Genomic DNA, 19087 nt, shown 5'->3' with positions numbered 1-19087 from the left:
ATTCGATCAGACTCAAAAAAATACCATCTTATTGATTTATCTGATTTTTAATTGGCAATTGATATCCCTTTGGAACTGTTTAAATTGCCTTGCGATTACTCGCAAGACAATACACAAACAAGAACAAAGGGATAAAAATGAACCGTTCAGGTACCGGGTGGCTGCTGCTGGCAGGCCCCCTGCTTTTGGCTACATCCTCGGCGCAAGCCAACTACTCACCCAATGACTGGCGACAGTATCAGCTGACTGGCGAATCGAGCCGGCAACTGGCCGCTCGCATCACCGAGATCACCTACGAGCTCAAGGCGCGTAGCAGCAACGCCCCCTATCAGCAGCTCAGGGTCTACCGTCGCTTCGACTGGCAGAGCAGCGATCTCGCCGCTCTGGCCGAGCAACAGTGTGGCGAACCGCAGCTCAAGGTAGATGCCGGCTGGCAGATCCGCTTCGTGCGCTGTGAAGATCGGATTCCGGCGGGCAAGCTCATTCCCGCCAGCAGTTATGACTTTGGTTATGGCCTCAAGCAGGGTCGCTGGGAGCAACTGGCGGGCACGCCGACCGCCCAGCAGCAGGATCGTCTACCGCTGCCACAAGCCATCACCCTAGGTCAGAGCGAAAGGGAGCTGGATCGCTGCGAGCTCAACGCGCAGGGCCGCTGCGCCGAGTCGGAGTGGCACTATCAGCCGCAGGATTGGCAGCAGTTGCAGGTACTTGAAGAGACCCCGAGTGAGCGGGATGGCCGGTTGGAGCAGATCTTTTTCCGTCTGCAACCGGTGGCAGGTAGTCAGGCTGCCGCTCAGGTCAGCGAGATCCACGTCTGGCGCCGCTATCAGTGGCAGCTGGATCAGCTCACGCCTCAGCAGGAGTGTGATGAGCCACAGGAGCGCAAGGAGGGGAGCAACACCATCCGCTATCGCATCTGCCGTCAGGTGATCCCCGCTGGCAGCGAGGTTCAGGTAACGCTGCAAGATAGCGGCTACCAATACCCGGTCGCAGGCGGTGAGTGGCAACCCCTGCCAGAGAGCAAAGCGTGGCAGGAGAGCCGGGTGCTCAATCGCCCCATCGTGCTGGCCAGCAAGGAGGAACAGCTGGAGTGCCGCCGCGCCAACGGTCGTCTCTGCTCCGAGCCCGAGCAGCCCGATGTGGATCTGCTCGACAGCGATGCCGCAAAACTGGTAGCCGACGTGAGCGGCCAGAACAGTCCTGCCTGGCAGGCGGATTACGGCCACGATGACACCAAGCTGATGGCGGTGGTGCGCGGCATGCGTGCTCTGCTGGCGGCCAACCAGCCAACCCATCCGGCAATGGACAAGCTGCTCTACTATGTGCGCGCCCACAACTACCACGGCGGCGTTGGTAAAGAGAGTGATCAGGCCGCCCGGGCACTGGCCGGGGTGATGATTGATCTGCTCAACCACCCATTGCTGCTGGGAGCTGAACCACAGGATCAGGCTGGCACAGTGCTGGAAGCCTGGAGCGTGGCGGCGCAGGGACAACTTGGGCAAGCCGCCTTCCGCCAGAGTGCCGCCCCCATGCTGGCCCAGCTCAACCAGGCGTTCGGCTATGCAGTGCAACATGCGGCGCAGATCAACGGCCACAAACCCTGGGCCGATGGTTTGTTCGAGCTGCTCAATCTGGTCGATCAGAGCGCCTCTTACGGTCAGCAGGCAGACTTCAGCGCAGCTGTGCTGCAACAAGAGGCGGCATTGCGCCAGAGCCTGCTGCAACTGGGCCTGAGCGAGCTGGCCCTCTGGAAACAGCGCGATGGCTCACGGGATCTGTTTATCTTCAACAACATCCTCGATGCCCATAGCCGTCTCTACCAGATGATGCGCTACCTCCATCACATCAGTCCGGATAAGGCGATCGCCTACCGCCAACAACTGGATCGCGATGTCATCGCCATCATGCGCCAGCAGGGGCTGATCCCGGGTGGACAGCATCCGGCTGCCATGTTGGAAGAGGTCTCCCTGACCCTCTCCAGCTACTACCTCACCTACACGGATCGCACCAGCGAAGCCTGTGTCAGTGGCGAGTTCGCCGGGCTTTGTACCCCGATCCGCATGGAAGATATTCTGCCGTTCGAGCACACCTGCTCGCCAACCCTGCGTCTGCGCGCTCAGGAGCTGACCCAGGCTCAGGCCGAAGGGATCTGCCGCGAGCTGGGTGATGAAGAGCAGCGCTTCCACCAGCAGATGGAGACAGGCTGGCAACCGGTGGCCGATGATCACAACGAGGCGCTGGAGCTGGTGATCTTCAACTCCTCCGCCGACTGGGGCCGCTACGGCAGCGCGCTGTTTGGCGTATCCACCGACAATGGCGGCATCTATATCGAGGGGGATCCGGCTCGCCCCGGCAATCAGGCCCGCTTCTTCGCCTATGAGGCGGAGTGGAAACGCCCCGCCTTCCAGGTGTGGAACCTGCGCCACGAGTACGTTCACTATCTGGATGGCCGCTTCAACCAGTACGGCAGCTTCGGCCACTATCCGCTCAACCGCACTACCTGGTGGGCCGAGGGGATTGCAGAGTACATCGCCCACGGCCAGTGCTTTGCCCGAGGTCTGGATAACGTGGCAAATCGCCCCGCCAACCAGCGTCCGACACTGGCGGCGATCCTCCACCTTGACTACGACCAGGGTGGCGAGATGGTCTACTCCTGGTCCTATACCGTGCACCGCTTCCTCAACGATACCGGTCGCGGCGCCAGCTGGCTGGCGCTGGCACAAGCGCTGCGCAATCCGGATCGGCAGCAGGCGATGAGCGACTTCGAAGGGGAGCTGGACCGCCTGATCGCCAACGACAGCGACGCCTATCAGGCGTGGCTCGCCCGGGATCTGCTGCCCTGGTGGCAAGCCAACAAGGAGTCAGACGCCTGCAAGGGTAACGACTCCGCCCACTGATAAACCTTCACCGACCAGAGGGGCTGCCACCGCTGCCCCTCTCTTCATCCTCCCGATCTCCCGGCCTCTGCTGCGACAACCTCTGCCCGAATGAGGTGCCCGCCCGTTATCAAGCCTGACGCCAGCGGCCGAGTTGTAATAGAATGCCGATAGCCACTCCCAACTTCAGACCCTGACCGCACCGCGCATGAAGAAGTTTGCCAAGATCCTCCTCGCCTGCCTCGTTTTGCTGCTGGCCCTGATTGCCACGCTGCTGGGCTACAGCGAGTGGATCGTCTCGGATGCCCGTCACTACACCTACGATCGGGTGGACAAGGTGCCCTACAACCGGGTTGCGGTGGTGCTGGGTACCTCCAAATATCTCTCCGGTGGCGGCCCCAACCACTACTTCAAATACCGCATCAAGGCGGCGGCCGAGCTCTACAACAATGCCAGGGTGGACTTCATCATCGTCTCCGGTGACAACGCCACCGTGCAGTACAACGAGCCACGCCAGATGCGCCGCGCCCTGATCAAGGCGGGCATCCCCGCCTCCGCCATCTATATGGATTTCGCCGGATTCCGCACCCTCGACTCAGTGGTTCGCGCCAAAGAGGTGTTCGGCCAGGAGCGCTTTACCGTGGTATCCCAGGGCTTTCATAACGAGCGGGCCATTTTCATCGCCCGCCATTTCGGTATCGATGCGGTCGGCTTCAATGCCGAGGATCCCAGCGCCTATCAGGGGATCCGCACCCGGGTGCGGGAAGTCTTTGCCCGCCTGATGGGGCTGCTCGACCTCTATGTGCTGGACAAGGGGCCCAAGTTCCTCGGCGCTCCTGTGCCCATCGGTCTGCCTGTGCCTTGCCAATCACTAAGTACCATCGGCAGTCTGCAACCCTGCCTCAAACAGCCCAAACCGGCGGTGGATGAGGCCAAGCCAGCGGCAGTCTCTGCCGCGGTTGCCACCGAGTCAGCAACTTCGTCTGCCTCGGCAACGACTGAGCCGGTCACTCCCGCCAAACACGCGGCACAAACCACCACCAAGACGCCCAGCACGGCCTTGCCCACATTGCCAATGACCCCTTCAGCCGCCAGCGTCAGCACTGCCACACCATAAACAGACGACCCGCCAACTGGCGGGTCTTGTTATTACAGCGCGGGTTGTGGCGGTGAGCCTGTACACCCATTCCCAGCGACCAGGTCAGCCTCTCGCCGCTTGATAACGGCGGGCCACTTCGGCCCAATCCACCACCTGATAGAAGGCAGCGATATAGTCAGGACGCTTGTTCTGGTACTTGAGATAGTAGGCGTGCTCCCACACATCCAGCCCCAGGATCGGGGTATGGCCATGTATCAGGGGAGTATCCTGGTTGGCACTGCTCTCCACCTGCAATCTGCCCGCCTTGTCCACCACCAGCCAGGCCCAGCCGCTGCCAAAGCGGCTCAGAGCCGCCTGAGTGAAAGCCTGCTTGAAGGCATCGAATCCCCCCAATTCCCGCTCGATGGCCAGCGCCAGCTCACCGCCCGGCTCACCGCCCCCCTGCGGGCTCATCACCAGCCAGAACAGGGAGTGGTTGGCATGGCCGCCGCCATGGTTGCGTACCGCCCCTTGCAAGGTGGCGGGCAGAGTATCGAAGCGGCGCAGCAGATCCTCAACCGGCAGTGCAGCCAGCTCTGGCGCCCCTTCCAGTGCGGCGTTGAGGTTATTGATATAGGTCTGGTGATGACGGCTATGGTGGATCTCCATGGTCAGGGCATCGATATGGGGTTCCAGTGCGTCGTAGGCATAGTTAAGGGCTGGCAGGGTATGGCTCATGATGACCTCTGTTCGGATTAATGGAGCCGGGATGAGGGCTCGCTCTGACACAGGCAGTGACCGAGCGAACGCATGATCCCGGCGTGGCTGCCGTGGCGCTGTACGAACGTCAGCAACTCGGCACGGGTTGTACGGGTATGGCGCAACGCGGCTTCTCGCAGGCGAGAGGAGCAAGCGGGGGAGTGACAGGTCGCCAGCAGGCAGTCGTGCACATAGCAGAGCAGGTCGGCGGCGCGATCGGGCAGAGTCATGGCCACCAGCAGATCCGCCAGATTGTGGTGAGCCACAACCAGCACAGCCACCGCCTCATCGGCGTCATGCCACTGCACCAATTGCTGACGAGCCAGCCAGAGCGCCTGCTGATAATGGGCCAGCGCCTGATGATACTCGCCGCAGTCAAACAGCCGGTTGCCCTCTCGGGTCTGCTGTTTCCAGTGACTCATGCTGCTGCCACCTTCGGTCGACTCGACCCACCCCTTCACCCAGGTTGCTGTCATATGCTTCACACCAACAAATGATAATAATTATCATTACACAAATCGTATCCGGGAGACAAGGGGCGTCTGGAATCGCAGCAAACAGCCAAAACAGCGCGGCCACCCCTTGGCAAGGAGTGGCCGCTTGAGGCACTGGTCAGTGAATTCGACCGGCCAATGGCAAGTTAATGGCAAGTTAATGGCAGGTCAGATGTTGTTGGCGGGCGAGGGTGGGGCAATCCCCAGAAGCATATGATCCATCATCCCCACCATGCGCCCTATCTCGGGCTTGGTGATGGTATCGTTGGCCCCCAGTTGCAGTGCTTTCTGGCGGTTGTCATCGCTCATCAGGGAGGAGAACATCACGATGGGCATCTCCTTGTAGGAGGGGGTATCCCGCAGCCGCTTGAGCAGGTGCATGCCATCCATGCGCGGCATCTCCACATCGGTGATCACCGCATTGACGAAGCCGGTCACCGGCATTCTCTCCTCCTGGGCCAGACGATCGAAATCCGTCATCATCTCCAGTCCCTCTCCCCCGTCCTTGGCCGTGATCACGTTGTAACCGGCGGTGCGCAGGGTGGTTTCGATCATCTTGCGGATAAAGGCCGAGTCGTCCACCACCAGAATGGTTTTGCCCTGTCGCAGCGCCATCATGCGATCGTCGATGAGCACCTTGCGGTCCTGAGTGACGTCGTACTTCTCCATGCTGAGCTCGGGGTTGATGTCGGCGATGATCTTCTCGAAATCGAGGATCATGATGAGGTTGCCATCGCGCCTGACCACGGCCACCACACAGTCGTTTTCACCCGCTTCCAGAAACTGGCTGGGGGACTCCACATCCTCCCAGGAGACTCGGTGGATCCTGCTGACACTGTCGATCAGGAAGCCGTTGGCCATCTTGTTGAAGTCGGTGACAATCACCACCTTGTGGCTGGGATCCGGGTTGGTTTTGATGCCAAGCCAGCCCGCCAGATCCACCAGCGGGATCAGCCGATCCCGCAGGGAGAATACCCCCACCATGTGGCGCTGGGCATTGGGGTAATCTGTAGTCTCCGGCACCCGGATCACCTCGCGCACCTTGGCAACGTTGATCCCGTAGTAGGCGATCTTTTCGCGCCCGTCCGGCAGCTGCTTCTTGAGGTGAAATTCGATGATCTCGAGCTCGTTGGTGCCGCTCTCGGTCAGAATGGATTTACGCTCTTCCCCGTCTTTGGCCATCATGGTGACTCTCATGTTCTGGTTGCGCAGGCAGCACTCTGCTGCGGTTTTCCCTCAGTATAGGAATGGAATTCGCCCAGTAGCTCGGATCTCGGCAAGATTGCAGCCTTAACCGCTTGATCCCGCAGGCTGGCACGAGCGTATCTGCCAATCAGGACAACATTGGCAGATGGTGAAATCCACCATGCCCTCATAAGGAGCCTGAGATGAGTGAAGGTGTCGTCGTGGTTGGCGCTTCTGGCGGTATCGGGGCGGCTCTGGTGACACACTGGTTGGCGGCGGGTGTCGGGCCAGTGATTGCCATCAGCCGTCAGCCCGCACCAGCAGGATCCTCTTCGCCAGCCCTGCACTGGCTATGTTGTGATTACAGCGATGAGAAGATGGCAACTGCGGTAGCCCACATCGCGGAGCTGGCACCGAGACCGCATCGGGTGGTGATCTGCAACGGCATACTGCATCAGGGGGAAATCCAGCCGGAGAAGCGGCTCGAAGCACTCAATCTCGATGCCATGACCCGTCTCTACCAGACCAACGCCTTGCTGCCGCTGCGCTGGATCAGCCAGCTGTTACCGCTGTTTGGCCGCGAGCCTTGCACTTTGGCCGTTCTCAGCGCTCGTGTCGGCAGCATTGGCGACAACCGAGCGGGCGGCTGGTATGGCTATCGTGCATCCAAGGCCGCCCTCAACATGCTGCTCAGGTGTGCCGCCATCGAGCTGGCCCGGCGGACCCCCGGCGTCAAATTGCTGGCCTTCCATCCCGGCACCGTGGATACCCAACTCTCCCGCCCGTTTCACGCCAATGTACCGGCGGGAAATGTGCAGAGTCCCGAGCTGGTAGCCGAGCATCTTGTGCAGTTGATGAACCGGCTGCAACCGGATGGCGAGCTGAGCTTTCTCGACTGGCAGGGCAAACCTATCGAGTGGTAGAGGAACTCAAGAGACGCGCCAGCAGCGCCCGCAAACTCTTGATCGCGGCGGGCTTGCCAGCCAGTTGCAACCTCGCAGCCAGTCTTCCCCAGTCGGCATATTGCCAGATGGCTGCGATCAGCAGATAACGCTCGTCAGGAGTCAGTGAAGCCAACACAGCCAGATTGCGCGCCAGCCACAACTGCAGGCTGCATTGGCTCAGTTCAAACGGCTTGTGATGATGGGCAAAGCACTCAACCTCATCGCGCTCGAACTCGCCAAGCTCCGCTGCGGTAACGATGCTGCCTTGCAGACATTGCCATACCAGCTCGGGATCCAATCCTTTCAACTCACCCGCCAGCAGGGTCGGCAGCTGGCGAACAAAACGCTGCTGCCACTGATCCAACTCGGGCTCATGTCCGGGTTTCAGCGCTTTGAGCAGCAGGGCTGCGTGGCAGCCGCTGGCGGCATCCCGTTGCAGGCCGATGCGCAGCACCGTCAGTCCTGCCTTGCGCCAGAAGGGGAGCAGGTCGGCGCTGGCCGAAAAGGCCGAGCCGAGGTAGTCGATGCCAATCTGACGATAGTGCTCCTCAAGCTTGCCAAGCAGCAGCGAACCCAGTCCGTGCCGGTGCAGCTCGGGGTGGATGGCGATACGCATCACCCGGGCGTAGCTGCGCCCCCCCGCCGTTTTAAAACCGGCGTGGGCCAGCAGCGACTGGGGCAGCAGATGGCCGCGCGGACGGCGGCGACCGGCCCAGATTGCCTCGGCCAGTTCGGGCTCTATCTCCCCTTCACGCGCCACCAGCGCCACACCCAGCAGGCTCGCATCCTGCTCCAGCAGATGGATGTCGAGATCCGGGCTCTCCAGCAGGGACCTGAGATCGCTCGGCGTGGTCTGGTAGTGAGCCAGCACCAGCAGGCCAAAGAGCTGATTGAGCAGCGCCTCGTCGATCGCCAGCACCTCCTGACTGACCAGACGCCAGCTCGGGCTGGTCGGCGGCAAGGGCGTTGCCACTTCGGCATCAAGCCCCAGCAGGCGGAAAATCAGCGGCTCCAGCGGATCACGCTCACTCCAGCGAATGGGTTCAGAGAGGCGGATCTCCTGCCACTCCGGGGTCTGGCTATCGAGCACCCGTTTGAAGCGCAGGTGAAAACCGCGCCCCGTCCCCTCGTAACCGTGCTCGGTGGTGGCAAACACGATGCGACTTTGGCGGGCAAGCATGGCCTCGAGCAGCGGGGTCGGAATGGCGGCCGATTCATCCACCAGCAGCAGATCGGGATTAATCGCCTCGTGCACCAGCCGATCCGGCGAGCAGTAGCTCAGTCCGGTCAGCTGTTCAGGCGTAGTATCTAGCCCGCGAGCGGCGTGGGCAAACAGGGTCGCTACCGTTGCTTGTGAGGGGGCCGTCACCACTATGTTCAGCGCGGGCTGCTGGCGCAGCAGCTCGGCGGCAGCCAGCCCTAGCAGCGCACTCTTGCCACGACCGCGGTCGGCGCTCAGCACCAGCGGCCGGCGGCGATGACCGTGCAACACCTTTTGGATGGCGGGCAGTGCCCGTGCCTGATCGCAGCTCAGCCTGCGCTCCGGCCCAAGCGGTTGCCACAGCTGCGAGCAAACCGGCGGATCCAGAGAGAGGGCAGGATCACCTTCCAGCAACCGCACCAGCCGGGCGATAAAGCCGTGACCGGCCCGGCTCACCTCCTCCGGCTGGACCACCAGCCGGATCCGGTCAGGATCCGGCCATGAAGGCCACTCTACTCTGGGCGGGGTCAGCAGCAACAGCAAGCCACCGGCGCATAGAGTACCTGCCAGCGCCCCGAAGGCGTCGGGGTGAAAGCCGCTAAAGGCATTGAATACCAGCGTGTCGCACTCCTGGCCGAGCCGCTGCAGCGCCTTGGCAGCGGGTTGCGGGGCATAACTCTCGGGCCCGGCACCCAGCCAGAAGACGGTCTCGCCGAGCAGGGATTGAGCGCGGGCAATGCACTCGGCCTCCTCCCCCTCCAGCCAGATCAGGCGCCGTTCACCGGCGCGGGCCAGCACCTCGCGCAGCAGGGTGACCTCTTGCAGTGTCATGAAGCTTGGCTGTCAGCCGGTTTGCGGGGCTCGAACATGCGATCCCCCATCTGATCGATAAAGGTGTGGGCCTTCTGCACCATGAAACGCTCGGCATCGGCCGGATTGGCAAACAGATCGGAGCGGATGAAACGGTGGGTTTGCAGCACGCCGTCCAGCTCCTTGGTGATGCGGCCCGCCAGCCGATACTGGCCACCTTCTGCCATGGGCTCCGGATAGATGAGATAGCCGGCATATTCGGTGGGTGTGACTTCCGGCGCCTTGGTCGGCTCGCCCCCGAACAGGGCGCTGAACAGTTTCTTGAGCATGGTGATCTCCTCTGGTTGCCAGCATTGTCCCCAAGGGGTTGCACAGTGGCAAGCAGGGGATCTTATTACCAATCGTTATTTGCACTACGAACCATTCTCATTTAGATTTCATCTCATTCCACAAGAGGTGACCATCATGTACGTCTGTTTGTGCCGCGGCATCACAGATACCCAGATCCGCAAAGCGGTGCAGTCAGGTAAAAGCGAATTCCGCCAGCTCAAGCAGTCGCTCGAAGTGGGCGCTCAATGTGGCAAATGCGTGCGCATGACCATGGACATCATCGCCGCCGAACTCAACAAGATGGAGCAGGATCAACCCGTGCTCTACTACGAAGTGGCCTGATCCGGACACCTCTTTCTGATGCGACCCACCAACAGGGTCACCCCTTTTCTCAGGCGAGCTGGCTCGCCAGACCGCTTGTTGTCACTTTTCTGGACTAAGCTCTAACGATCGAAGCCTCAGGCACGAACCAAGGAGCACTGTCGATGAAAGGAGATCCCAAGATCATTGCCCACCTCAACAAGGTGCTGGCCAATGAGCTGATTGCCATCAACCAATACTTCCTGCACGCCCGCATCTACGATGACTGGGGCCTCAAGGCGCTCGGGCACAAGGAGTATCACGAGTCCATCGATGAGATGAAACACGCCGACGAGCTGGTCAAGCGCGTGCTGTTTCTCGAAGGGCTGCCCAATTTGCAGGATCTGGGCAAGCTGCGCATAGGCGAGACCGTCGAAGAGATGCTGCGCTGCGACCTTTCGCTGGAGATGGATGCCATCCCAGACCTCAAGGTAGCCATCGCCTACGCCGAGTCGGTGCAGGACTACATCAGCCGCGACCTGTTCCAGGAGATCCTGGAGGATGAGGAGGAGCATGTGGACTGGCTGGAGACCCAGCTAGACCTTATCGATCGCATCGGGCTGGAGAACTACCAGCAGTCGCAACTGCACCATGGTTCATCCTGAATAGTTATGGCATGAAAAAACGGTTAAAAAACCCGCTCAGGCGGGTTTTTTAATGTCTGGCTGCATAGCTTTTCACGCCACTTATCAGCATGAAAAATAAGCGTATTTTTGCTATTCAGATCGCAAAAACAGACGCTTGGGAGTTGCACTATTGGGGCCCCTCACAGGGACATACAATAACAACATGTGAAAGGACTACATCATGCACTTCCTACCCAACAAGCTCGCGCTAGCCTGCGCCATTGCCCTGTCTCTTGCCGCCTGCAATGACAACAGCTCGAACGCACCTGCAGATCCCGCAGCCACCAAGGCATCCCTGATGCAGACCATGGATGAAGCCCTGCGAGAGAGCCAGTCGCTCGACCCCTACGGTTTTGCCATCGATGCCACCAGCATCGCCAAGCGCAAAGCACTCGACAGCTCACTGCTCCAACGACTGAATGCTCTGGATCCCACGGTGCTAAGTGAGCGGGATCGGCTGTTCTACGACATGATCCGCTGGGACTTGCAGATCAATCTTGAAGGATACGATTTACCCCAATCCCAGATCCCGATCCATCACTTCCGCAACCGCGTGGTGGATCTGGCAGATGACGTCGGAGCAGCCCCTGCCAGCGGCAAAGCGGCTCGCACCGTCAGCAGTGGCTTCGACTATTTCGAGCACAGCTCGGCCGACAGGGTCACGCCGGGTGATGGAGCATGGCGACGGGATCTCGACCGTACAGACACAGCGCCGGCACTTGCAATGGCAACTCGAGCAAAGACAACAATGACCCCGCAGGCCTGGTATCAGGAGCACCTCACCTGGCTCAAGGCCTATAACGGCTACCTTGCCGAGGTGAAGCACCAGTTCGAACTGGGCAGCGCTCAGGGCAACACCCTGCCGGACGAGCTGGTGGACCGGCTGCTGGCCCAGCTCAACAGCAAGCTGGATGGGGAGGCGATCGCCGGCGCCTATCTCGGCTGGCAGCAACTGCCGGGAGAGGCGGACGAGGCGCTGCGCAGCGAGTACAAGGGGGTGCTGGACAGCATCAACACCCGCTATCTGGCGCTGCGCGACTATCTGGATTACCAGCATGGCGGCGCCTATGCAGTGCGCTTGGGTAGTGGCGAGTGTGACGACGGTTTCTGTGGCATGACCAACGGGCGAGACTGGTATCGCTGGCTGCTGAAGAAGCACACCACCACCGACATGACGCCGGAGCAGGTGCATGCACTTGGGCTGAGCGAGGTGGAGCGGATCTTCGGCGCCATGGTCAAGGTGTGCCATACCGTCGGCAAGTGTGACAGCGACGATGTGGCTCAGAGCAAACAGAGCGGCCAGATTTACGCCTTCTTCCGCTATCTGAACGAGCCGGCCTTCTTCTACCAGAACCCGCTGGCGGTCTGGTCCGCCGGCCTCAACCCGGACAATGCAGCCGGTGCGACCCTGAGCGGGCCGCAGCAGCAGGCGCTGGCCGAACATGAGCGGGCACTGCAGGAGTACAATACCTTCAAGAGCAAGGCGGCGCTGGTGCTGCCTGACTTCTTCGATGCCGAGCGTACCATTCCCAAGCTGGATTACGAGGTGGTGCCCGTCTCCTATGAAGATGCGCCATACGGCGGGGTGGCCTGGTATCAGGACGGCAACCCGCAGACCGGCCGCAAGGGGCAGTTCTTCCTCAACACCTACTACCCCTATGGTCTGCAGAGCTGGAACATCAGCACCCTGCTGGCCCACGAGGCGGCGCCGGGCCACCACTTCCAGATCACCATCGCCCAGGAGCTGGCCGCCAAGGATCCCGACTTCCCGCAGTACGTGGCGAACGCCTCCTACACCGCCTATGCGGAGGGCTGGGCGCTCTACACCGAATACCTGGCGGATCACGACATGGGGCTCTATCAGGGGCGCGGTCTCTATGATCCGGCGGTGGGGGACGTGAAGGTCGAGGGATCGTCCGCCTTCAACAACCAGCTGCAGTACTTCGGCCGCCTCAACGAGGAGATGCTGAGGGCTATGCGGCTGGTGGTGGATACCGGTATCCACTGGTATGGCTGGAGCCACGACCAGGCCGTCAGCTACATGAAGGAGAACTCGGCGCTGGGAGCGGGGGACATCAGCTCCGAGGTGCCGCGCTACATGGCCTACACCGGCCAGGCAACCTCCTACAAGGCAGGCCAGCTGGCGCTGATCCGGATGCGGGAGTCGGCAGAGCAGGCACTGGGCGGAGACTTTGACCTCAAGGCGTTCCACCACCATGTGCTGGAATACGGCATGTTGCCCATCTCGGTGCTGGAGCAGAAGAACAAGCAGTGGATTGAACAGTCGAAGTGATCACAGTTACGGCGCCCGGCAAGGCAACGGGCGCCGCTTTCGATTAGGATACGGCTCTCTTCCAATAACAATGCTACGGACGATTTCCATGGAACAGATTGCACGAGAGATGGCGCCCCACAAACGGGTGGCACTGGTGGCTCACGACAACATGAAGACCCCTCTGCTGAACTGGGTGATGCGCCGCAAGGAGGAGCTCAAGCTCCACCATCTCTATGCGACCGGCACCACCGGCACCATGCTCGGCAAGAAGGCGCAACTGCCCATAACCTGCCTCTTCTCCGGCCCGATGGGGGGCGACCAGCAGCTCGGCGCCCTGATTGCCGAAGGGAAGATCGATGTGCTGATCTTCTTCTGGGATCCCCTCAATGCGGTGCCGCACGATCCGGATGTGAAGGCGCTGCTGCGCCTCGCGGCAGTCTGGAACATCCCGGTCGCCACCAACGAGGCGACCGCCGATTTCATCATGGACAGCCCCCATATGCGGCAGGCGTTCAGCGTACAGATCCCGGATTACGCCGGTTATCTCAAGGCGCGCACCGAGTGATCGGCTAACCCGTCATGCAAGAGGGCCGCAACAAGCGGCCCTCTTTAATTGGGAAAATGCATCAGCCAGGGAAACAAACCGATGCCGGCTTATAGCGCCCGGGAGAGAATGCGCGCCACCCGATCCGGGTCGATATCCTGCTGCTCCCCAAGTGCGGTGCGCCCAACCCGCTTGAGGTTGGAGCAGACCGCCGGAATGCAGCTTTCGCTGAGGCCATAGTCGGTAAGCCGGGTCCCCAATCCCATCTTCTGGAAGAACTGCTCGGTGCGGATGATCGCCTCTTCGATGCGCAGGGCCTTGTCCTCGCGGGTCGAATGCCACACCCGCTCGGCAAACTGGGCCAGCTTGTCCTGCTTCTGGCTCGCCCGCTCACGGAGCAGTGAGGGGAGCACCACGGCCAGACTCTGGCCGTGGTCGAGCCCGTAAAGCGCCGTCAGCTGATGACCGATGGCGTGAGAGGCCCAATCCTGCGGCACCCCGCAACCGATAAGGCCGTTGAGCGCCAGACTGGCCGCCCACATCAGATTGGCCCGCACCTGATAGTTGGTCGGCTCCGCCAGCGCCCTGGGGCCGTTCTCCACCAGCACCTGCAGCAAACCTTCCGCCAGCCGATCCTGTACCTCGCCTCCCACAGGAAAGGTGAGGTACTGCTCGGCAATATGGACGAAAGCATCCACCACTCCGTTGCCGGTCTGGCGCGGCGGCAGGCTGTAGGTGGTGGTCGGGTCGAGCACCGCAAATTGCGGCTGCACCAGCGAGCTTCTGAAGGAGACCTTCACATCCCCGCGGCTCACCACCGAGGTGGGATTGCTCTCGGAGCCGGTGGCTGGCAGGGTCAGCACACAGCCCATCGGCAGCGCCTTGTGTACACTCGCCTGTTTACCGCAGATATCCCAGGGATCATCCCCCTCGTAGCAGGCGGCCGCCGCAACAAACTTGGTGCCATCCACTACCGAACCACCGCCGACGGCTAGCAGGAAGTCGATGCGCTCGCGCTTCACCTGCGCCACCGCCGCCATCAACAGCTCGAATCTGGGGTTGGCGCCGATGCCGGAAAACTCCTGCCACGTCACCCCTTCCAGCGCCCGGGTCAACTGCTCATACACCCCGTTCTGCTTGATGCTGCCACCGCCGTAGAGCACCAGCAGCCGGCTGCCGGGCGGGAGCAGTTCGGGCAGGCTGGCGATCTGCCCCTCACCGAAACAGATGCGGGTCGGATTGGCATATTGGAAGTTGTACACGGCGGACTCCTCGACTGGCTCAATGCGCGGACATTGTGCGCCTGTGGGGAGGTGAGGTCAAAAGAGGGGGCAGAAGTTTGCCCATCGGCGGTCGACACTGGCCCATCTGTGCCGACCGGGTATCTCACACAACAGTGACTGGATCAGGCGGTTTTAGCCTCATCTTTGGATGAGCTCTTCTTGCCGGTCAGGCGATCCATTGCCTCTTTCAGCATCGCATCTTTCTGCTCGTTGAGCGGCTTGCTCTGCTCGGCCCGCTCTTCCGGGGTCAGCTTCTTGTTGTCGGCGATAGCCTTGAGTTTGTCTTCTATCTCGTTGAATTTCTTGCGATCAAACCCGAGTGCCTTGTCCACCAGCTGCTGCACCACGCCCCCCTTGTCGGAGCTCATGTCGAGCGCCGGCGGCAGCTTGCTGTTCTTGGCCAGATGTTCATAAGTGAGCACCTGCTGGGCCTGACCGGTCATGCGCTGGGTGGAGAGGCTGACCATCTCCTCCCAGCCACCACCCTGACCACCGCTACTGGCACTGTTAAGGGTGGCGAGGGCGCGGTTGTTGGAGGCGCTCTGGGCAAGCTGCTGGCTGTAGGGTTTGATATCCATGAAGACTCCCGTTCTGTATGCCGACCCGCCGGAGCGAGCCGACTGAATGCGGCGGTATGGGGTCTGGCCCCACCTTTGACAATAAAACCAGCAAGTTACAGGCCAACTTGTCAGATTGGGCGAGATCCCCGCTCTGGCAAGCTTGCCTGCGGTTACAGCCCCGACGCAGCGTCAGAATCATGACTCATCCGCTGCTTTCCCCCCAATTTCCGACACATACCGCTGCCTCAAAAACGCGGCCCCCTATAAACCGCAGGAACGCTCCGTCGATCACAAAACAAACAACCACTCAGGAATACAATTTTGGCGCACATCGCAACCAGCCAGCCGTGTCATGGATGATCTGTTCGTCAAACCAATAACAGGCAGACCAATCTGCCGAGCTCGCTCCGCTGCCAGTTCGGAGTTGCGGCCTCCCCACACCTCATCCCCTCGTCTGACTCTCACTCACCGCAACCTTTCGGGCATAACGATGAAAAAACACACCTTGAGTCTTCTCTCCGCCACCCTGCTCACCCTGCTTGGCACCAGTGCCGACGCCTGTACCGGCCTCATCGTCGGCAAGGGGGCCAGTGCCGATGGCAGCGTGATGATCGCCAGAAACGAGGATTTTGGCGTCAACAACTGGAACAAGTACCTCGCCTTCCGGCCCGCGCAGCAGAACGAGGGCAAGGTCTGGAAACTGGGCAACGGACTGGAAGTGCCGATGCCAAAGGCGTTTTTCGCCTACTCAGCCATTCGTGACTGGGATGCCACAGCCAGCGACCCGGACGGCAAGTATTACGAGGAGCGCGGCATCAACGAGTTCAACGTCGCCATTTCGGCCACCACCAGTGCCGAGGTCAACGACAAGGCCCAGAAAGCCGATCCGCTGATCGAGAAGGGCGTGATTGAAGCCATCATCCCCACCCTGATCCTGCCGCAGGCCAAGACGGCCAAAGAGGGGGTCGAGCTGCTTGGCCGCTATGTGGAGCAATATGGCGCCGGTGAGGGCAACAGCCTCTATCTGGCGGATGTGAACGAGGCCTGGCTGATGGAGATCGGCTCCGGCCACCACTGGATCGCGGTGCGGGTGCCGGACGACAGCTATGCCATGGTGGCCAACGGCCTGCGCATCCACGGCGTCAATCTCGACAGCGCCGATGTGCTGCACTCGCCCAAGCTGCTGGAGTTTGTACGCGAACACAAACTGCTGGAGAACGCCGACCCGAAAGAGTTCAACTTCGCCAAGGCGTTCGGGGTCATCGCTGACCCGTATAACGTGGATCGGGAGTGGCTCGGCCAGAACATGCTGACCGCCAGCCACCCGCAGCCGACCCGGCAGGCGCAATATCCGCTCTTTATGAAGCCGGATACCCCCATCGCCGTGCCGGACGTGGCCAGGCTGCTGAGCACCACCTATGAGGGCACGCCGCTGGCGGGCAAGGCGGAGCGGCCGATCCGCATCGATCGCCAGCTGGAATCCCACGTCATCCAGCTGCGCAAGGAGATGCCCAAAGAACTGCAGGGATTGATCTGGCAGAGCTACGGCGTGCTGGCTGAATCGGTCATGGTGCCGCTCTACAACACCCTGGAAAACTATCCCCTGCCCTATCGCACCGGCAGCGACAGCTACTCCGATGATTCCGCCTACTGGCAGTTCCGCAGCCTGACCGCGCTGGCCAGCGCCGATCCGGACAAGTACCTGCCGCTGCTGCGCGGCGTCTGGAGCAAGGAGAGCAGCAAGCTTTACAAGGAGGTGGCCCTGCTCGACAAGAGCCTGAAGCAGGCCTATGCCAGCGACAAGGCTACCGCCATCGGGCTGGCCGCCGACTACTCCTATGGCCAGTTGGAGCAGACCTATCAGATGGCCAAAACGCTGCGCTACAAGCTGATGACGGATCTGACCAAGCGCACCGAGAAGAAGTATTCGCCGGAGGAGTTCAAGAAGATCATGAGCCTGTAATCGGCTCGCCAACGCAAAGAGGCTCCCACGGGAGCCTCTTTCGTTTCAGCCAATCCAGCGATCAGCGACGGCTGATATTGAGCGGGCCGAAGGTCTGCGCCACCGGCATGATCTCGATGCTGTTGATGTTGATGTGGGCCGGTTGCTGGCTCACCCAGAGCACGGTATTGGCGATATCTTCCGGCTGGATCGCCTCCACCCCCTGATAGACGGAGGCCGCCTTGGCGTCGTCACCGTGGAAGCGCACGTTGGAGAACTCGGTGCCGCCGCACAGGCCCGGCTCCACGTTGGTGACGCGAACGGCGGTACCCGCCAGATCGGCGCGCAGGTTGAGGCTGAACTGCTTCACGAACGCCTTGGTGGCGCCGTAGACGTTGCCGCCCGGATAGGGGTAGGTACCCGCGATGGAGCCGATGTTGATGACGTGGCCGCGATTGCGCGCCACCATGCCCGGCAGCAGCAGGCGGGTGAGCAGGGTCAGACCGCTGATGTTGGTGGCGATCATCTGCTCCCAATCTTCCAGATCCGCCTTGTGGGCAGGCTCCAGCCCCAGCGCCAGACCGGCGTTGTTGACCAGCAGATCCACCTCGCTCCACTCGGCCGGCAGAGCGGCGATGGCAGCGCGGGTGGCCGCCTTGTCTTGCACGTCGAACGCCAGCGGCAGGAACTGCTCGCCCAGCTCGTCGGCCAGCGCGGCCAGCCGCTCGGCGCGGCGACCGGTACCGATCACCTTGTAGCCCGCCTGCACCAGCTGGCGGCTGATGGACTCACCAAAACCGGACGAGGCGCCCGTTACCATTGCTATCATCTGAACCTCCATTATCTCAACCGATATTGTTATTTATGTTGTTGAAACCAATCTGATTTATTCATCGCTCAATTCACGTCCGGTCGCCTTGCGCCAGACAAATACAGCCAGATGGAGCAGCAAGAGGGCCGAGCCACCCAGCGCAAACAGCAGGGCGGTGAGGGCGTTGACCGAGGTGTCGGCGCCACACCACCACCAGACCAGCCAGCCGACCATGCCGATGGCAAAGGTCTGGCCGGCGCAGACCGGACAGCGCCCCAGCTTGGCCCTGATGGCGGAGGCAAGACAGTTGTCGCAGCTCATCCTGCTCCTCGATTCTGCTCGTTCAACATGATCAGTTGGCCCGTGAAGACGGCTTACGAGCCTGAGTGCGAGCCACTCTGCGCCGCTCACGCTCCTCATCGCTAACCAGCGGCAGCACCAGTCGGTGGGCATGCTGGTCGCGGCCATAGTAGTCCGCCAGCCGCTGCTGGGGACGAAATCCCAATCCCTGATAGAGCGCCAGCGCCTCAGCGTTGGCATCAGCCACCTCCAGCCGGATCGCCCCCCAGCCAGCGGCCTTGCCCTCGTGGATCACCTGCTCCAGCAGGCGGCGGGCCCAGCCCAGACGGCGCACCGTCCAGCGGATGGCCAGCGCCTGTATGACCAGCCGATCCCAGCCTCTGTGCTCCAGCAGGCAGAGATAGCCCATCAGCTGATGTTTCTCGTCCAGCAGCAACAGGGTGCGCCCCTTGGCATGGGCCAGCAGATAGTGCCAGCGGCTGCGGCCAAAGGCGACCTCGGGAGGAAAACAGTAGCGTTCCAGATTAACGATGGCGCCCAGATCATCGGTTCGGGCCGCACGTACGGTCAACACGGGGAGTCCTTGTTCGGTTATTTATCCTCAGCACCAAAAATGCGACTTGTATCACAAGTTACCAAGGCGTCATATTAGGCACTGTAACCTCTTGTTTCCCCTCGCGCCATTGTCGTGCTTGTCGGTGCATCGAAG

At 61.2% G+C, this 19087-nt stretch carries 18 protein-coding genes; 8 read left to right on the top strand and 10 right to left on the bottom strand.

Features of this window, described 5'->3' with window-relative positions:
* Nucleotides 1-137: 137 nt before the first annotated feature.
* Nucleotides 138-2897 (top strand): collagenase, encoded by a 2760-nt coding sequence (locus G5221_RS09340; protein WP_421263154.1) that lies wholly within the window; start codon nucleotides 138-140, stop codon nucleotides 2895-2897.
* 187 nt (nucleotides 2898-3084) lie between these two features.
* Entirely contained in the window at nucleotides 3085-3993 is a 909-nt protein-coding gene (locus G5221_RS09335; RefSeq protein WP_421263153.1) for an ElyC/SanA/YdcF family protein, read from the top strand.
* An 84-nt stretch (nucleotides 3994-4077) separates the two neighbouring features.
* Here G5221_RS09335 and G5221_RS09330 read toward each other — a convergent pair whose 3' ends face one another.
* From G5221_RS09330 to G5221_RS09320, 3 genes are all read right to left on the bottom strand, one after another.
* Nucleotides 4078-4692, bottom strand: coding sequence for a superoxide dismutase (locus tag G5221_RS09330; protein ID WP_421263152.1), 615 nt, complete (start codon nucleotides 4690-4692; stop codon nucleotides 4078-4080).
* Nucleotides 4693-4709: 17 nt separating this feature from the next.
* Entirely contained in the window at nucleotides 4710-5189 is a 480-nt protein-coding gene (locus G5221_RS09325) for a hypothetical protein (protein WP_421263151.1), read from the bottom strand.
* Nucleotides 5190-5375: 186 nt separating this feature from the next.
* Nucleotides 5376-6392 carry a chemotaxis protein gene (locus G5221_RS09320; RefSeq protein WP_100644989.1) on the bottom strand — a complete coding sequence of 339 codons (1017 nt, stop codon included), beginning with the start codon at nucleotides 6390-6392 and terminating at the stop codon, nucleotides 5376-5378.
* A 203-nt stretch (nucleotides 6393-6595) separates the two neighbouring features.
* On the opposite strand from G5221_RS09320, the gene G5221_RS09315 reads away from it, so the two are divergent.
* Nucleotides 6596-7315: an SDR family NAD(P)-dependent oxidoreductase gene (locus G5221_RS09315; protein WP_421263150.1), complete on the top strand. Its 720-nt coding sequence runs from the start codon at nucleotides 6596-6598 to the stop codon at nucleotides 7313-7315.
* Here the strand turns inward: G5221_RS09315 and G5221_RS09310 are convergent.
* The gene (locus G5221_RS09310; RefSeq protein ID WP_421263149.1) at nucleotides 7302-9368 is read right to left on the bottom strand and encodes a tRNA(Met) cytidine acetyltransferase TmcA; all 2067 of its coding nucleotides are present in this window, start codon (nucleotides 9366-9368) and stop codon (nucleotides 7302-7304) included. The genes G5221_RS09315 and G5221_RS09310 overlap by 14 nt on opposite strands.
* Nucleotides 9365-9676, bottom strand: a complete 312-nt coding sequence (locus G5221_RS09305) for an HlyU family transcriptional regulator (protein WP_005354958.1) — start codon at nucleotides 9674-9676, stop codon at nucleotides 9365-9367. Before G5221_RS09305 ends, G5221_RS09310 begins: the two co-directional genes overlap by 4 nt.
* A gap of 136 nt (nucleotides 9677-9812) precedes the next feature.
* On the opposite strand from G5221_RS09305, the gene G5221_RS09300 reads away from it, so the two are divergent.
* The 4 genes from G5221_RS09300 to G5221_RS09285 all read left to right on the top strand — a co-directional run bounded on the left by G5221_RS09300 (nucleotide 9813) and on the right by G5221_RS09285 (nucleotide 13503).
* Nucleotides 9813-10019: a bacterioferritin-associated ferredoxin gene (locus G5221_RS09300; RefSeq protein ID WP_139408647.1), complete on the top strand. Its 207-nt coding sequence runs from the start codon at nucleotides 9813-9815 to the stop codon at nucleotides 10017-10019.
* Between the two features lie 143 nt (nucleotides 10020-10162).
* Entirely contained in the window at nucleotides 10163-10642 is a 480-nt protein-coding gene (gene bfr / locus G5221_RS09295) for a bacterioferritin (protein ID WP_005335967.1), read from the top strand.
* A 202-nt stretch (nucleotides 10643-10844) separates the two neighbouring features.
* A complete protein-coding gene (locus tag G5221_RS09290; RefSeq protein WP_139408645.1) occupies nucleotides 10845-12956 on the top strand; it encodes a DUF885 domain-containing protein in 2112 nt (703 codons plus the stop codon).
* A gap of 88 nt (nucleotides 12957-13044) precedes the next feature.
* Nucleotides 13045-13503 (top strand): methylglyoxal synthase, encoded by a 459-nt coding sequence (locus G5221_RS09285; protein ID WP_005363178.1) that lies wholly within the window; start codon nucleotides 13045-13047, stop codon nucleotides 13501-13503.
* 89 nt (nucleotides 13504-13592) lie between these two features.
* On the opposite strand, the gene G5221_RS09280 is transcribed toward G5221_RS09285, so the two are convergent.
* Entirely contained in the window at nucleotides 13593-14744 is a 1152-nt protein-coding gene (locus G5221_RS09280; protein WP_421263148.1) for an iron-containing alcohol dehydrogenase, read from the bottom strand.
* Between the two features lie 143 nt (nucleotides 14745-14887).
* Nucleotides 14888-15343, bottom strand: coding sequence for a hypothetical protein (locus G5221_RS09275; protein ID WP_033115559.1), 456 nt, complete (start codon nucleotides 15341-15343; stop codon nucleotides 14888-14890).
* 472 nt (nucleotides 15344-15815) lie between these two features.
* On the opposite strand from G5221_RS09275, the gene G5221_RS09270 reads away from it, so the two are divergent.
* Nucleotides 15816-17288 carry a C69 family dipeptidase gene (locus tag G5221_RS09270; RefSeq protein WP_421263147.1) on the top strand — a complete coding sequence of 491 codons (1473 nt, stop codon included), beginning with the start codon at nucleotides 15816-15818 and terminating at the stop codon, nucleotides 17286-17288.
* A 61-nt stretch (nucleotides 17289-17349) separates the two neighbouring features.
* Here the strand turns inward: G5221_RS09270 and G5221_RS09265 are convergent, their stop codons facing one another.
* From G5221_RS09265 to G5221_RS09255, 3 genes are read right to left on the bottom strand one after another with little or no spacing between them, the layout of a single operon-like run.
* Nucleotides 17350-18096 (bottom strand): SDR family oxidoreductase, encoded by a 747-nt coding sequence (locus G5221_RS09265; RefSeq protein ID WP_266134724.1) that lies wholly within the window; start codon nucleotides 18094-18096, stop codon nucleotides 17350-17352.
* Nucleotides 18097-18153: 57 nt separating this feature from the next.
* The gene (locus G5221_RS09260) at nucleotides 18154-18399 is read right to left on the bottom strand and encodes a DUF3624 domain-containing protein (RefSeq protein WP_266134723.1); all 246 of its coding nucleotides are present in this window, start codon (nucleotides 18397-18399) and stop codon (nucleotides 18154-18156) included.
* 31 nt (nucleotides 18400-18430) lie between these two features.
* The gene (locus G5221_RS09255) at nucleotides 18431-18952 is read right to left on the bottom strand and encodes a GNAT family N-acetyltransferase (RefSeq protein ID WP_421263146.1); all 522 of its coding nucleotides are present in this window, start codon (nucleotides 18950-18952) and stop codon (nucleotides 18431-18433) included.
* Nucleotides 18953-19087: the final 135 nt, after the last annotated feature.

The sequence above is a fragment of the Aeromonas sp. 602200 genome (genome assembly GCF_049173895.1).
GTDB classification, from domain to species: domain Bacteria; phylum Pseudomonadota; class Gammaproteobacteria; order Enterobacterales; family Aeromonadaceae; genus Aeromonas; species Aeromonas veronii_A.
This window is presented reverse-complemented; position numbering and strand designations above follow the sequence as displayed.